Annotated in this window: 13 protein-coding genes; 7 read left to right on the forward strand and 6 right to left on the reverse strand. The window is 46.3% G+C overall.

The window, feature by feature from the left end; translation table 11 throughout:
• The first annotated feature begins 65 nt into the window (after positions 1-65).
• Positions 66-995, forward strand: coding sequence for a serine/threonine-protein kinase (locus QT984_RS12500; protein ID WP_333055697.1), 930 nt, complete (start codon positions 66-68; stop codon positions 993-995).
• Here the strand turns inward: QT984_RS12500 and QT984_RS12505 are convergent.
• From QT984_RS12505 to QT984_RS12515, 3 genes are all read right to left on the reverse strand, one after another.
• On the reverse strand, positions 989-1,615 hold the full coding sequence (locus QT984_RS12505) for a DnaJ domain-containing protein (RefSeq protein ID WP_333055698.1): 627 nt from the start codon (positions 1,613-1,615) through the stop codon (positions 989-991). The two genes, QT984_RS12500 and QT984_RS12505, sit on opposite strands and share 7 nt — an antisense overlap.
• Positions 1,616-1,746: 131 nt before the next feature.
• The gene (locus QT984_RS12510; RefSeq protein ID WP_333055699.1) at positions 1,747-2,340 is read right to left on the reverse strand and encodes an ATP-dependent Clp protease proteolytic subunit; all 594 of its coding nucleotides are present in this window, start codon (positions 2,338-2,340) and stop codon (positions 1,747-1,749) included.
• A 161-nt stretch (positions 2,341-2,501) separates the two neighbouring features.
• Positions 2,502-3,161, reverse strand: a complete 660-nt coding sequence (locus QT984_RS12515; protein ID WP_333055700.1) for an ATP-dependent Clp protease proteolytic subunit — start codon at positions 3,159-3,161, stop codon at positions 2,502-2,504.
• 405 nt (positions 3,162-3,566) lie between these two features.
• Between QT984_RS12515 and QT984_RS12520 the strand changes: the two genes are divergently transcribed.
• From QT984_RS12520 to QT984_RS12535, 4 genes are all read left to right on the forward strand, one after another.
• The gene (locus tag QT984_RS12520; RefSeq protein WP_333207677.1) at positions 3,567-4,802 is read left to right on the forward strand and encodes a VWA domain-containing protein; all 1,236 of its coding nucleotides are present in this window, start codon (positions 3,567-3,569) and stop codon (positions 4,800-4,802) included.
• Between the two features lie 222 nt (positions 4,803-5,024).
• A complete protein-coding gene (locus QT984_RS12525; protein ID WP_333055702.1) occupies positions 5,025-5,591 on the forward strand; it encodes a Uma2 family endonuclease in 567 nt (188 codons plus the stop codon).
• 3 nt (positions 5,592-5,594) lie between these two features.
• The gene (locus tag QT984_RS12530; protein ID WP_333055703.1) at positions 5,595-6,089 is read left to right on the forward strand and encodes a tetratricopeptide repeat protein; all 495 of its coding nucleotides are present in this window, start codon (positions 5,595-5,597) and stop codon (positions 6,087-6,089) included.
• Between the two features lie 90 nt (positions 6,090-6,179).
• Positions 6,180-7,415 carry a homoserine kinase gene (locus tag QT984_RS12535; RefSeq protein ID WP_333055704.1) on the forward strand — a complete coding sequence of 412 codons (1,236 nt, stop codon included), beginning with the start codon at positions 6,180-6,182 and terminating at the stop codon, positions 7,413-7,415.
• 421 nt (positions 7,416-7,836) lie between these two features.
• On the opposite strand, the gene QT984_RS12540 is transcribed toward QT984_RS12535, so the two are convergent.
• Entirely contained in the window at positions 7,837-9,084 is a 1,248-nt protein-coding gene (locus QT984_RS12540; RefSeq protein ID WP_333055705.1) for a response regulator, read from the reverse strand.
• 615 nt (positions 9,085-9,699) lie between these two features.
• Here QT984_RS12540 and QT984_RS12545 point away from each other — a divergent pair.
• Together QT984_RS12545 and QT984_RS12550 are read left to right on the forward strand one after the other, a co-directional pair.
• Positions 9,700-12,393, forward strand: coding sequence for an endonuclease MutS2 (locus tag QT984_RS12545; protein ID WP_333374116.1), 2,694 nt, complete (start codon positions 9,700-9,702; stop codon positions 12,391-12,393).
• A 253-nt stretch (positions 12,394-12,646) separates the two neighbouring features.
• Complete coding sequence (locus tag QT984_RS12550) at positions 12,647-13,588, forward strand: site-specific DNA-methyltransferase (protein WP_333044300.1); 942 nt, start codon at positions 12,647-12,649, stop codon at positions 13,586-13,588.
• On the opposite strand, the gene QT984_RS12555 is transcribed toward QT984_RS12550, so the two are convergent.
• Positions 13,551-14,099, reverse strand: a complete 549-nt coding sequence (locus QT984_RS12555; protein WP_333374107.1) for a hypothetical protein — start codon at positions 14,097-14,099, stop codon at positions 13,551-13,553. The genes QT984_RS12550 and QT984_RS12555 overlap by 38 nt on opposite strands.
• Entirely contained in the window at positions 14,092-14,304 is a 213-nt protein-coding gene (locus tag QT984_RS12560) for a helix-turn-helix transcriptional regulator (RefSeq protein ID WP_333044298.1), read from the reverse strand. The genes QT984_RS12555 and QT984_RS12560 overlap by 8 nt, the downstream gene beginning before the upstream one ends.
• Between the last annotated feature and the right edge of the window lie 187 nt (positions 14,305-14,491).

The raw sequence follows: 14,491 nt of genomic DNA on the forward strand, positions 1-14,491 counted from the left end.
GCTCTAAACCGATACAGCGTCCGTCATTTCCAATCTAAAATCTAAAATCTAAAATCTAAAATGGTATGATTTACTGCATCAATCCTCAATGCGAACAACGCGAAAATCCTGCTGCTGCTCAAAATTGTCAAGCTTGTGGCACGGATTTGTTAATTGCCGATCGCTATCGCATCCTTAAACCAGTGCGATCGCCCAATCCCGCACGCCCCACAGACATCTTTGAAGTTGAAGATTTGGGAACCGGGGAAAACGAATGGGGCACTGTCAAAATTTTAAAAGTCTTGAAACACGCCCACAACCCCGATTTAGTTCGCTTGTTCAAGCAAGAAGCGCGAGTTTTGATTTGGCTGGCCGGAAAGGGATCTGTTCCCCAAGTCGAACCAGACGGTTATTTCCCAATTAAAATCCCCCAGAACTTCCAGAAATTGTCTTGTTTGGTGATGGAAAAAATTAGCGGAGAAAACTTGGCAGAATTATTAACTAAAAAACACTACGTTTCTCAAAAGCTCGCCCTTGATTGGCTGCAACAAATGCTTCACATTTTGCAGGAAATCCACAGATATCATGTAGTGCATCGGGATATTAAACCATCCAACCTGATGGTTGAAGCCAATGGAAAATTGAGATTAATTGACTTCGGCGCCGCCACAGAAGCAGAGATAGAGACCGCACCCATAGGTTCTGCTGGATACGCTGCACCGGAACAAATTCTAGGTAAAGCAGGCGTGCGATCGGACTTTTTTGCCCTAGGGCGTACTTTTGTACATTTATTAACAGGCATAGAGCCGATCGACTTTCCCGTTAATGAAAAAACTGGTAAAATTAATTGGAGGAACCAGGCTGTAGATATTGACCCGTTACTCCTAGAGTCGATCGACGAATTGATGGAACCGCTACCAGAAAACAGACCTGAAAATACCCAAGTTATTTTAGAAAAATTAAAAATTCACGACGCAGACCCCCTGCAAAAGGGGGACGCAACATCGCTTCAATAAATCTCTTCCAACCTGCGAAAATCCCGCTCAACTTCCGCCCACAAAGCCCGATTGTGAGGGTCAGTTTTCACAGCCTTTTTCAAATAAATTCTCGCCTTATCAACCTGCTTTTCTCCGATCAAATGCCGTCCCCAGCGCTGATAGGCGATCGCCTGCCACTGACGCACCTCCAAATCTTCGGGAACCCGCTGGGCCAAACCCTCAATCAAGGCGATCGCCCGCGGGAACCTGTGATATTTCAGCAACTGCTGCAACTCAACATAAGCATCTTGCTTTAACTTTTGTTCCACCGCCGACAGATCCGCATGAGATTGAACCGCAGCCTCTTTTCGAGTCACCTTAACTGCCTGCGGTTGAGCTTTCACCCCCCGATCCGGCGGTGTCGAACTAGGCGGCACAGTGGAATTGGCAACTTTCGACTCCGCAACATGGTGGGGGGCAACATTCACCAGGAACTTATAAGCCTCAGTAATAGCAATAAACTTATTTTTAGCCTGTTCGTTTCCCGGATTCACATCGGGGTGATACTGTCTCGCTAACTGCCGATAAGAGGTCTTAACTTGCGATAAACTCGCACCTAACCTCAGCCCTAACTGTCGGTAATAATCTGCAATATCCATCTAGCATGAATGAGCGTTGATAGTACCATTAAATATGGCAGAATCCTTCAATGTAAAGATTCTGCCAAAATTTACCGAAAAACTGGGTTGTAGTGCGAGGCTTGCCCGCACTACGGTAGCGCAAAAATAACTTACGGACGATCTTCGATCACTCTGTCAATCAAGCCGTATTCCTTGGCTTCCTCAGCGGACATGAAATAGTCGCGATCCATGTCCTTCTCGATTTTCTCGATCGGCTTGCCAGTATTCTTAGCATAGATACCGTTGAGTTGGTGGCGCAGTCGCAGAATCTCTTTGGCCTCAATCTGAATATCCGTTGCTTGTCCCCGCGTGCCCCCAGAAGGCTGGTGAATCATGATGCGCGAGTGAGGCAAAGCTAACCGTTTCCCCTTCGCACCGGCAGCTAACAGGAAAGAACCCATCGAAGCAGCCAAGCCCACACAAATCGTCACCACGTCTGATTTAATGTGCTGCATGGTATCAAAAATAGCCATGCCTGCCGACACCATCCCGCCTGGGGAATTGATGTATAAAATAATATCCTTACCTGAATCTTCCGAATCAAGATAGAGCATCACAGCGATGATTTGATTGGCAATTTCATCGTCAACGTCCCTGCCCAAGAAAATAATCCGTTCCCGGTAGAGGCGATCGTAGATATTAATCCACTGAGTATCATAACCCCCCGGCATCTTGTAGGGAACTTTTGGCACACCGATAGGCATAATTCGGAACTCCGTTTAGTTGGTAATTGGTGATCGGGCAATTGGTTATGGTTTATTAGTTATTTGTTAGTTGTTATTTCCGGTTTTTTAGTTTGTGGTTATAATGACCAATAAACCCTAACCAATAACTAATAACTAATAACTAATACCCCCTAACCGAATTAGAGGACTCCAGCCGGCAGCGGTTTCGGCAATTCTTCAGAACTTTCAAGAACGCGATCGATCAAACCGTATTCTTTAGCTTCCTGGGGCGTCAGGTACAGCAACCGATCCATATCTTTAGTAATCTTTTCGATCGGTTGGCCAGTACAGCTTGCAAAAATATCAAGCATCGTCGCTTTATTTGCCAGCACTTCCTTAGCGCGAATTTGAATGTCGCTTGCTTGACCCCGCGTGTAAGCCTTGGGTTGGTGCAACACAATGGAAGCGTGGGGCAAACTCGCTCGAAAGCCTTTTGTACCAGCCGCTAACAGCATCGCAGACATCCCCATTGCCGAACCGAGGCAAATAGTGTGTACGGGCGGCTTAATGTACCTGATCGTATCGCAGATAGCGAAGGCTTCTGTTTCAAAGCCGACGGGTTCGCCACTGTAACCAGAAGTGCCGGTCGAGTTGATGTAGATTTTGATCGGCTTCTCGGGGTCTTCGTACTGCAAGAACAACAGTTCAGCAATAATCAGTTCTGTTACCGCAGGCACCAGAGGCATCCCCAGATAAACGATCCGCTCCTTCAGCAACAGGGATGGCAAATCGGGAGGTGGCGTCCGAGAGTTCCCTTCCCCGTAGTATGGCGATTGCACTGCTTTAATGGGTGTGTTCATCAGAAAAATGAGTCTGAAACCCCGTCCTTCTAGGACGGCTTTACATTGGATTGGGGTGGAGGGGTATGGTTGCCCCTCCGTGGAGATGTGGTCTTCTCCAAAACTCCCTTACGGGTAAAGTTAGCTTCGCCAATGTTTTTAGAGCTTGTTAAACTTGCAGCACTGTTTCAGTGACCTTAAAACTGTTTAACTGCAAATGACAGGGCAGGGGACTAGCTTCGCATCCCAGGGTGTCATGACTCAAAAAACGTAGACCTCGAAAGTCTTAGGCTGGTCAGGACGGCTCGCAAGAATCTCTTACAAGCCTCATGCACTTAGGCTGAGGTTCCTGACATAACCGAAATGTTGCCTGAACTGATGGAGCTATTCTTAAAGAAATACTAACGCAATCTTTAGGTATCCCGCATGAAAGTTAGTTTGCTCCCGGTTTTAAACGACCCTAACCTTGACGCTGCTGCGCCCTCAACGCAGCGCCAGCTAGCGATTTCGGTGTCTGCGACGGCAAGCTCGATCGACTCCAGCGTACCCTTAAACCTGTGCCTGATTCTCGACCACAGCGGTTCGATGGGCGGACGCCCCTTGGAAACAGTCAAACAAGCCGCCGGACGGTTGCTGGACAGGTTGAAGCCCGGGGATCGCTTTTGCGCGGTGGCTTTCGATCATAAAGCCAAAGTCCTCGTCCCCAATCAAATTGTGGGAGACCCCAGCAGTATTAAACGGCAAATTGAGCAATTGCGATCGGCCGGTGGCACAGCAATTGATGAGGGCATTAAGTTAGGTATTGAAGAGTTGGGCAAAGGCAAAAAAGAAGCTATATCTCAGGCGTTTCTGCTGACTGACGGCGAAAACGAACACGGCGACGACAGCCGCTGTTTGAAGTTGGCTAAATTGGCTGCCGACTACAACATGACTTTAAATTCTCTAGGATTTGGCGATAACTGGAACCAGGATATTTTGGAAAAGATTGCTGATGCTGGTGGCGGTGCTCTGGCTCACATTCAGCGTCCCGAAGATGCGGTTGACGAGTTTAGCAAACTATTTACTCGCATCCAAGGTGTAGGTTTGACTAATGCTTATTTGCTATTTTCACTGATGCCAAAAGTACGGTTAGCCGAACTCAAACCGATCGCCCAAGTTGCCCCGGATACGATCGAATTACCGGTACAGCAAGAGGGCGATCGTTTTATGGTACGCCTGGGAGATTTAATGAAGGATATAGAGCGAGTAGTTTTGGCTAATATTTATATTGGACAGTTGCCCGAAGGTACACAGGCGATCGGGCAATTGCAAATTCGCTACGACGATCCGAGTGTCGGCCAAGGTTTGCTTTCCGATCCTGTTGCACTTTCCGCTAATGTCGTGAAAGTTTATCAGCCGGCCATTAACCCGATGGTACAGCAGCACATTTTAGCTTTGGCTAAATACCGCCAAACTCAACTCGCAGAAACCCGATTGCAACAGGGCGATCGCGCCGGCGCGGCAACAATGCTGCAAACTGCTGCGAAAACTGCTCTGCAAATGGGCGATAAAAGTGCCGCAACTGTGCTCCAAACCTCTGCTACTCGCTTGCAGTCTGGCGAACAATTGAGTGAAGCCGATCGCAAGAAAACTCGGATTGCTTCTAAAACTATTTTGAAGTAATCGCGCGATTTTAAATTTTCAATAATTTTAAATTGGGCGATCGGACAATTTGGCGATGCGAAATCGCCCCTACAAAAACGAAACCCGCGCCCAGGCGGGTTTCAATATTCTGAGTCTCGCCTGCAAAAAGCGAAAGTCAGTGTAGCCGGATTGTTTCAAGCTGTGGAGCGACAAGAAGCTCGATGGTTTAGAATGTTTCTATCACCTATCAAGAGTGCTTGTATGAACCAGACAATATCTGATAAAGTACGCTGGACTACCGCCGATTTAGAACTATTGCCCGATAACGGCGATCGCTATGAAATTATTGATGGGGAGCTATTTATGACTAGAGCACCGCATTGGGGGCATCAACAGACTTGTGGCAGATTTTTTTCTTGCCTTGATACTTGGTCGATGTCTACTGGTTTGGGACGAGCCGCCATCAATCCGGGTCTTATTTTCACGGACGCTGATAACGTCATTCCTGATGTAGTTTGGGCGAGTAATGAACGCTTGGCTATCTTGCTAGACGAAGCCGGCCATTTAACCGCCGCACCCGAGTTAATTGTTGAAGTGTTATCCCCCGGTGCAGACAATCAGAGACGCGATCGAGATTTGAAACTTAGACTCTATTCAGTGCGAGGAGTGCAGGAATACTGGGTTGTGAATTGGCAATTGCAGCAAATAGAAGTTTATCGCAGGGAACAAGCAAGTTTAAGGCTCATTGCTACGCTGTTGAGCAATGATGAACTAACTTCGCCTTTGTTGCCCGGTTTTAGTTGTTCTGTCGCTCAAATTTTTGCCTAAATTATGAAATCATCATTTTACAATTTAATTGCTACTCTAGTAATCTTTACTATCTTTGGTAATATATCCCTTGCTGTCTCTGCTAAATCCTCAGCAATATTAATAGCTCAAAAAACGATTGTTCAAAATCCTGCTGAAGATTTATTCAATAGTGCTTTAGCCAAATCAGAGGCGGGAGACATTCAAGGGGCGATCGCCGATTACACCGAAGCCATCCGCCTCAACCCAAACTACGCCAAAGCCCACAACAAACGCGGCATCATCCACGGCCGCAATCTCAAAGATTACCCAGCAGCTAAAGCAGATTTCGATCGCGCAATTGAAATCAACCCCAACTACGGCGATGCCTACTACAACCGCGCCAGAGTCCGCGAGTTCTTAGAAGACAAAGACGGGGCGATCGCTGATTATCAGAAAGCAGCCGAACTATATCAAAAAGATGGCAATACCAACGATTATCAAGATGCCATCAAGCATCTTGAAATGCTGCAAAAATAGAGTGCTTTTGAAAACATAGTATAATATCCTTCGCTCTGCGTTCATCCGCATTCATCGGCGGTTAAACATTCCAAATTAACTATTCAAAAAATGCTCGAAACTTCCACCGTCACCGTCACCGTACCCGCCACAACCGCCAACTTAGGCCCAGGATTCGACTGCATCGGCGCCGCTTTAAGCCTCTACAACCGCTTCCAATTCTCCCGACTCGAACCCTCAGCAACCGAGAAACTAAAAATTACTGTTACAGGCTCTGAAGCCGCCAAAGTCAAGACAGATGACAGCAATCTCGCTTATCAAGCATTTATAAAGTTATACGATCGCCTGAACCAATCGCCGCCGCCCGTAGCCATACATATAGATATGCAAGTGCCGCTGGCTAGAGGTTTAGGAAGTTCCGCCACAGCTATTATCGGTGGGTTAGTCGGTGCAAATGAGTTAGCCGGTGCGCCTTTGAGTCAGGTGGAAGTGATGCAATTGGCGATCGAACTTGAAGGACATCCCGACAACGTTGTCCCCGCTTTACTGGGAGGATGTCGCCTCGCTGCTAGCAATGCACCCCCCCAACCCCCCCTTAGTAAGGGGGGGCTAACAGAAGAATTCCCTCTCCGTGAAGCGGGGCTAACAGAACAATCACCCGCACTTACCGAAGCTGCTAGCAATGCACCCCCCCAACCCCCCCTTAGTAAGGGGGGGCTAAGAGAACAACTTCCCCTTAGTAAGGGGGGGCTAAGAGAAGAATTCTCTCTCCGTGAAGCGGGGCTAACAGAACAATCACCCTTAGATGCGGAAATTCTACCATCACCCCCCCTTGCTAAGGGGGGGCTCACACAATCACCCCCCCTTAGCAAGGGGGGGCAGGGGGGGGGTTCATGGGAGATTTGCGATATTCCCTGGCATCCGAATGTTGTGCCGGTGGTAGCCATCCCAGATTTTGAACTGTCTACAGCCGAAGCCCGCAAAGTTTTGCCAGCAGATTACAGTCGGGCTGACGCGATTTTTAATGCTGCACACCTCGGTTTGCTAGTGCGGGCTTTGGAAACTGGCAATGAAAACTGGCTGCGCTGCGCCCTCCAAGACAAAATTCACCAACCTTACCGGCAATCTCTGATTAAGGGATATGAAGCGGTGCAGCAAGCTGCCCTGAATGCAGGGGCCTATGAAATGGTAATTAGCGGTGCCGGGCCAACGCTTTTAGCTTTAACGGATGTGGCTAACGCTGTTGCGGTTGAGAAAGGGATGGCGGCTGCTTGGATGGAATTTGGGGTAAAGGCTGAGGTAAGGGCGATCGCCCTCGATACTCAAGGCGCGCAAGTCTCCCTTTAGTTATTTCACTCCTAGACACACAACATCTACATAACCGTGTTTTGTAGGGGCAACCCCCCGTCGTTGCCCCTCTCCGTGGAATTATTCATATTTCTATTCTCTTCCTCTCTCCTTCAAATCTCTGGAAGATCAACTCAAGTCTCTTCTCGATAACTTCTGCCATTCCCTCTACAAAATTTTACCTTTAAAAAAAAGCAGTCATTGTAGGGGCGGATTCACCATAATCTCAGGCTAAAACCAACAATCTCAAAAATCCGCCCCCACCAACGGTAAATACTATTAAGGATCGCGAATTAAATAATTTACACAAGTTTGTGGGGACTAGGGGTTGGGCACTCTTAGCTCGCCCTTTCTGGACGGGCGGGACGCCCATCCCACAAGAACCATCACGCATTGTAAGTTATTTAATTCTCATTCCTAATTAACTGTGACGCAGCGGAATCTCTATCTGAATTTTAGTGCCTTTACCCGGTTCGGAAAAACACTTGAACTCTCCTTTGTGCTGCTCTACAATTATCCGATAGCTGAGAGCAAGTCCCGATGATATGGGTGATTCCGCAGGTTTTGCTGCCAAAAATGGATCGGAAATTTGGGCTGTGATATCTTTGCTATGTGCGATGTCGTTATCAGCAATCTCAATCGAAATTCGCTGACCATCGACTACCTGAGTGGTTATCAAAATCACGGGCTTAAATTTGATTGATTCCAACTCCTCCAACTCTTGAGCCGACTCTTCCAAAGCATCGATCGCGTGATTGATGATATTCAGAAAAGCTTGATTTAGCAGACCTGCATAACACTCAATCTGTGGCAAATTGCCGAATTGTTTGATCACCTTGATGTCTCGCCTTCCCTCGCGAGCCGGCAAGCGGTGCTGCAACAACAACAGAGTATTTTCTAAACCGTCGGAAACATCAAATAACTGCCAGCCCGATCGATCGCTGCGGGAAAAATCCTGTAGCGACAAAATTATTTGGCGGATGCGATCGCTCCCGGTACGCATGGAACTCACAATTTTCAATAAATCGTCCAGAACGAATTCCACATCCATATCTTGTTGTTTTTGCATAATTTCCGCTCCGGGATTGACTAGCTCTTTTTGATACAATCGCAGCAGTTCAATTAAATCGGCTGCGTAGCTTTGGACGTGAGTTAGATTGCTGTAAATAAAAGTAATGGGGTTGTTAATTTCGTGGGCTATCCCAGACACCAATTCGCCCAAACTAGACATTTTTTCATTTTGCAGCATTCGATCGCGCGACAGATCCAATTCTTGCTGGGTTAACTCCAACCGCGCCCTCAACTCGTGCGATCGCTTAGACGCGCGCACCCGCGCCAATAATTCCTGCTTAACTATCGGTTTAAACAGAAAATCGTCAAAGGCCGCATCCAATGCTTGAACTTCATCAAATTGCTCCGGTGTTGTCAGCAGAATAAAATAGGCTGCCGCCAATTCTCGCTCGGCTTTCACCAGCCGGCACACCTCCAAGAAGTTGATTTGACGCGAAGTCCCGTCGCAAATTATCGCATCGGGGGACAATTCCTTCGCCAAGTCTAAACCCTCCTTGTCGTCGGAAACGACTCTCACCTGATGTCCCTCTTGGCTGAGTAACTCTTTCACAACTTGAAAAGTCACAGTATCCGCGACGATCGCCAGAATCTTTGCCATACTTCTATCATCTCCACAAATTACTTTTTAGGATACAACCGCCAGAATTGCGCTGACAGATTTAAAATTCCAAAATAGTTCAATTACATCAAAAAACAGCCCATACCCGCTCCCTCAAAACCCAAAATAGCCCATACCATTTTAGATTTTATATTTTAGAGTAAAAAATTGGTAATGACCGAAAACATCCAGGATACCCGCCACGTGATTCATCCGTGGAGAAATTAAAAACCTGTATCCTAGAAACTTGCCGAACGTATTTATCTCGCGCAAGTCAATGCTTCAATTCTAAAATCTAAAATCTAAAATCTAAAATCTAAAATCGATTGACTTACTGTATAATAGTTGGGAGCTTGCCTAAAGTTGTAGATTTTTTGGGGAATGGTATCACGAGAAGGTATAATTTTAGACGGGTAATGCAAAAATGCAAATTTTCTCCTTCGTAATTAATGTTACATCAGAGCTGTCGGCCGAAAGACTGCTGAGGGCGATCGCAGATACTTTCTCAAATTGCGCCAGGAAACAATAAAAAACTTTAAAATTAATTAATAGTATCGTTAAATTCACCTTCTCGGTCAGCGCCTGAGAATGCCAATTACCAACACCACCTCAACTTTGATTCAAGCCGAAACACTAGAACTATTAGAATGGCCGCGCCTGTGTCAGCACTTGGCTACCTTCGCGGCCACCAAACTCGGCGTCGCCGCCGCCCTTGACCTCGCAATCCCGGCAACTCAAGCTCAAACAGCCGAACTCCTCGCCCAAACTCAGGAAGCTTATCAGTTAGAGAGCCGCGCTGGCGGTGCTTTGAGTTTTGAAGGAATCCAAGACATCGGCACTTCCCTGCAACGAGCCGAACTCCAAGGTTTGCTCAGCGGCGAAGAATTGCTGGCAATTGCTACTACCCTCGCCGGAGCAAGGCAATTGCGCCGGATAATTGACTCTCAGGCAGATGTGCCGACGCTCAAAGAACTAGCAGCCCAATTGCGGACTTATCCCGAACTAGAGCAAGAAATCCATCGCTGTATAGACGATCGCGCTCAAGTAGCAGACAGAGCAACTCCTAAATTAGCAGGAATTAGAGTTCAAATGCGACAGTTGCGCGATCGCATTTATCAAATATTGCAGGGGATTTTGCAGCGCCAATCCAACGCCGTACAAGAACAGCTAATTACCCAAAGAAGCGGACGCTTTGTCATTCCCGTCAAAGCTCCCCAAAAAGATGCCATACCGGGCATCGTTCACGACTCCTCGGCCAGTGGCGCGACACTCTACGTAGAACCCCACAATACAGTCAATCTTAACAACCAAATGCGGCAGTTTCTCAGGCAAGAACAAGCCGAAGAAGAAGCAGTCCGCCGCGCCCTCACCGAGCAAGTCGCAGCAGTAAAACCCGATTTAGACAGATTGGTGGTTGTAGTTACAACTTTAGATTTAGCGGTCGCTAAAGCGCGTTATAGTTTTTGGCTGCAAGCAAATCCGCCGAAATTTATCGAATTGGGAGAGCCAGAATTAGCACCAAAAAATCCCGAAAAAGAAGATGAGGAAAAAGAAGATGAGGAAAAAGAAGAAAACAGTCAATTATTAATTCGCAACCTGCGATCGCAAATTACCCTGCGCCAGTTGCGCCATCCGTTATTAGTTTGGCAGCAACAGCACGAGCAAGGGTTTCCAGTCGTGCCGGTCGATTTAACGATCGGGCCGCACATCCGCGTCGTCGCCATTACTGGCCCCAACACTGGCGGCAAAACTGTCACCCTCAAAACCTTGGGATTGGCAGCTTTAATGGCGAAAGCAGGAATGTTTGTTGCCGCCCGCGAACCCGTAGAATTGCCTTGGTTCGACAATATTTTGGCCGATATTGGTGACGAACAATCTTTGCAGCAAAGTTTGTCTACTTTCTCTGGCCATATCCGCCGCATCAGCCGCATTTTAGAAGTTTTACAAAATAAATCGCAGGCTGAAGGGGAAGAAAATTCAAACCTGACAATTACTAATTCCCAACAGCAAGACGAAGAAGTCGCAGATACACAGAACACTGTTTCTGCTCTCCCAATTCTCAAACCTAAATTACAAATTCCCCAACCCCAAATCCCAAATACTAATTCCCAATTAGCAATTCCCAAATCTTTAGTTTTGTTAGACGAAGTAGGAGCGGGGACAGACCCCTCAGAAGGCAGTGCATTGGCGATCGCCCTGTTGCAATACCTCGCCCAACATTCCCTATTAACAGTTGCAACTACCCACTTTGGCGAACTCAAAGCCCTCAAATATCAAGACTCCCGCTTTGAAAATGCCTCAGTAGAATTTGACGACAATTCCATGCAGCCAACCTATCGCTTGCTGTGGGGAATTCCCGGACGTTCCAACGCCCTCACCATTGCCAAAAGACTCGGTTTGCTAGCATCCATAGTCGAAGAAGCTCAAACCTATGTCGGGGGAGCCTCTCAAGATGTCAATCAAGTGATTGCTGGACTCGAAGCACAGCGCCGGAAACAGGAAACCAAGGCCAGAGAAGCAACTCAACTGCTACATCAAACCGAAAAACTGCACAGAGAAGTTTCTCAAAAAGCAGCCGCTTTGCAAGAGCGGGAGCGAGAACTAAAAATAGCTCAGGAAGTTGCAGTAAATGAGGCGATAGGGTCGGCAAAATCAGAAATTGCTCAAATCATTCGTCGCTTGCAGTCGGGCAACCAGACGGCTCAAAATGCCCAACAAGCGACAGAAACCTTAAATCAAATTTCTGAAAAACACCTGCCCTCTCGCCAGCAACCGGCTAAACCCAAACCGAGTTTTATGCCGAAAGTGGGCGATCGCATCCGCATTCCCAGCTTGGGCCAAACTGCCGAAGTCCTCAGCGGCCCCGATGCTAACGAAGAGTTGAGCGTTCGGTTTGGGATTATGAAAATGACTGTCAAACTAGGAGAAATTGAATCCCTCGACGGTCAAAAACCGGAAACTAAAGCTCAATTAGCCAAGGTTGCAGCCCAAGCCCAAGCACTCGCTACGGCTAAAGCCAAGCAAGCAGCGGCGGAACCTGCAAAACCCAATCCCGAAATTGCCATTCGCACTGCTAATAATTCGATCGACCTACGGGGTGCGAGAGTCTCAGACGCAGAAATCGAAATAGACAGAGCTCTTTCCAAAGCCGTGGAATACGGAGTTCTATGGATAATTCACGGCAAAGGTACGGGACAGTTGCGGCGCGGCGTTCACGAGTTCCTCGCGAATCACCCGCAGGTTTCCCGCTTTGAACTTGCCAGTCAAAAAGAAGGAGGTGCAGGTGTGACGGTGGTTTATTTGAAGTAGTCAGGATTGAGGGATTTCTGGTGGATTACTAATTATATGTTTGGATGCAGCAAAACAAGCTGGAATGAATCTATGATTTAGACTGCCTATAGGGAGTGTAAATGAGTTGTGATTTTTTTTTACGAACCGCGAAGACGCAAAGAACGCGAAGTTTGGAAAGAGAAGAGTGTTTCACGACTCATTTAGATTCACTATCTACTGCAAATGTGGCATAATTAAGAGTTGCTTTCCCACTTTAGTAACTGCCTGACTCATGAAAAAAACTCCCTCAAATGAAGTTTTGGTGGGCGACTGTCGTGAAGTGATGAAGACCTTGCCAGAAAATTATATTTCTGCCTGTATCACTGACCCACCTTATAATTATGAATTTATTGGTCATAAATGGGATGACTCAGAAATTCAAAGGCGTATTGAAAGAGTCAATGGCAAGGGAAATAAAACCCTTGTCAAAAACATTCCCTATGGCAGTGGTTTAGCAGGTGGAGTCAGAAATGAAAAATGGTATCAAAGGAATCGTAACAACACTCTGGATTATGAAAAGTGGTGCTTTGAGTGGGGTGAGCAGCTTTTTCGGATCTGCAAACCGGGTGCGACAGTTTTAGTTTTCAACAGCACGCGGACTGTTGCTCACGTACAAGTAGCACTTGAAAGTGCTGGTTTCTATGCGAGAGATATTCTTGTTTATAAAAGATCGAGCGGTATCCCTAAGGGTGTCAATATCAAACAACAGTTAGAGAAGAAAGGATATGAAAATTCTGAAAAATGGGATGGTTGGCACAGTTGTCTGAGGAACGAATGGGAAGCAATCTGCGTACTTCAAAAACCACTGGTCAATAATTACTTGGAAACTCTACAGGAGTATGGTACTGGTCTATTTTATACTAAAGATCAGTTCGGTGGTTTTCAGTCAAATATTTTAGAAGGTATACAGCGTGAGAAAACCGAGGAGTTTAACGTCCATTGCACCGTTAAACCAATCGCTCTAATGAGAAAGCTGGTCGAAATATTTGTACCGCGTTTGGAAAATTCTATTCTAATCGATCCTTTCGCAGGATCTGGAACTACTTTGCTGGCGGCGCAAGAATTTGGCATTAGGTATGTGGGCATTGAAATTGTACCTGACTACATAGAGATTATCAACAAGCGCCTTGATAGTTTCAGCGGTATACAGGGAATTCTCCCACTTTTTCAATAAGAAATGACTTTAAATCAAACCCGCTGATTGTTTTTATGAACTCAAACGAATCGTCCCCTGTGTAAACTTTCCAAGTCCCTACTTGGCACGCTGTAATAGCTGCGGGCAAATTATCTTGTCTAAGTATTAAAAAGACGGGCTCGTAATTAAGATTACGAAGTAGTTCGCCATAAGATTTGAACTTTTTCAGTGTTCCAGAATCTCCTGAGCCAATACGATATTTTGTATCTATTGCGTACCCATCAACAATCAGATCGCACGGCTCATCGCTTTCAACTTTCAATGCTGGCTTAAAGCTACTGCAATATGTTTTACACGTTTCAGTAACTAACGATTGCCAACACATACCTAACTCACGCCCCCAATATTGCCTATTTTCTTTTTTTATTATTGGAGAAATACCAAACACATCCATTAAAATATCGTGTTCTTCATTCTCTTCTGCATAAATTTTTTCGGTAAATGATTTTTGGTATCTTGCTAAAATTTGCTCTAGTCTTCTTTCAGTCATCAGCAGTTACCAGTTCAGCTAGACTAACGGATAATGCCTTGGCTATTTTGCTGGCATTAAGCAGCGTTATATTCCGTTCCCCTCGTTCAACTGAACCAATATAGGTGCGATGTAATTCAGATAGTTCTGCAAGCTGATCTTGGGAAAGATTTCTGAGCTTTCGGAAATGTCTAACTTTTTTACCAAATTGCTCCGTAATATCCATAGATGGCGCCAGATGAAGCCATGACAACTATAATCTGACAGACTATGAGTAGCGACAGACTATAAGTAGCATTCGAGAGCGCTAGGATGTTTGCATTGATATAAGTCCCGATAGTTTCAAGGCACTGATTTGATTTCGGTCACTCTGCGGCGTAGCATGGTTAGGGGTAAAAATCTATGGGTTTTGC

It is taken from the genome of Microcoleus sp. Z1_B2, assembly GCF_036700325.1.
Lineage (GTDB): Bacteria > Cyanobacteriota > Cyanobacteriia > Cyanobacteriales > Microcoleaceae > Microcoleus.

Coding starts and splice junctions, on each gene's coding strand:
- QT984_RS12500 (WP_333055697.1), top strand. CDS start 66: ATGATTTACTGCATCAATCCTCAATGCGAACAACGCGAAAATCCTGCT.
- QT984_RS12510 (WP_333055699.1), bottom strand. CDS start 2,340: ATGCCTATCGGTGTGCCAAAAGTTCCCTACAAGATGCCGGGGGGTTAT.
- QT984_RS12555 (WP_333374107.1), bottom strand. CDS start 14,099: ATGACTGAAAGAAGACTAGAGCAAATTTTAGCAAGATACCAAAAATCA.
- QT984_RS12540 (WP_333055705.1), bottom strand. CDS start 9,084: ATGGCAAAGATTCTGGCGATCGTCGCGGATACTGTGACTTTTCAAGTT.
- QT984_RS12535 (WP_333055704.1), top strand. CDS start 6,180: ATGCTCGAAACTTCCACCGTCACCGTCACCGTACCCGCCACAACCGCC.
- QT984_RS12515 (WP_333055700.1), bottom strand. CDS start 3,161: ATGAACACACCCATTAAAGCAGTGCAATCGCCATACTACGGGGAAGGG.
- QT984_RS12520 (WP_333207677.1), top strand. CDS start 3,567: ATGAAAGTTAGTTTGCTCCCGGTTTTAAACGACCCTAACCTTGACGCT.
- QT984_RS12530 (WP_333055703.1), top strand. CDS start 5,595: ATGAAATCATCATTTTACAATTTAATTGCTACTCTAGTAATCTTTACT.
- QT984_RS12560 (WP_333044298.1), bottom strand. CDS start 14,304: ATGGATATTACGGAGCAATTTGGTAAAAAAGTTAGACATTTCCGAAAG.
- QT984_RS12550 (WP_333044300.1), top strand. CDS start 12,647: ATGAAAAAAACTCCCTCAAATGAAGTTTTGGTGGGCGACTGTCGTGAA.
- QT984_RS12505 (WP_333055698.1), bottom strand. CDS start 1,615: ATGGATATTGCAGATTATTACCGACAGTTAGGGCTGAGGTTAGGTGCG.
- QT984_RS12525 (WP_333055702.1), top strand. CDS start 5,025: ATGAACCAGACAATATCTGATAAAGTACGCTGGACTACCGCCGATTTA.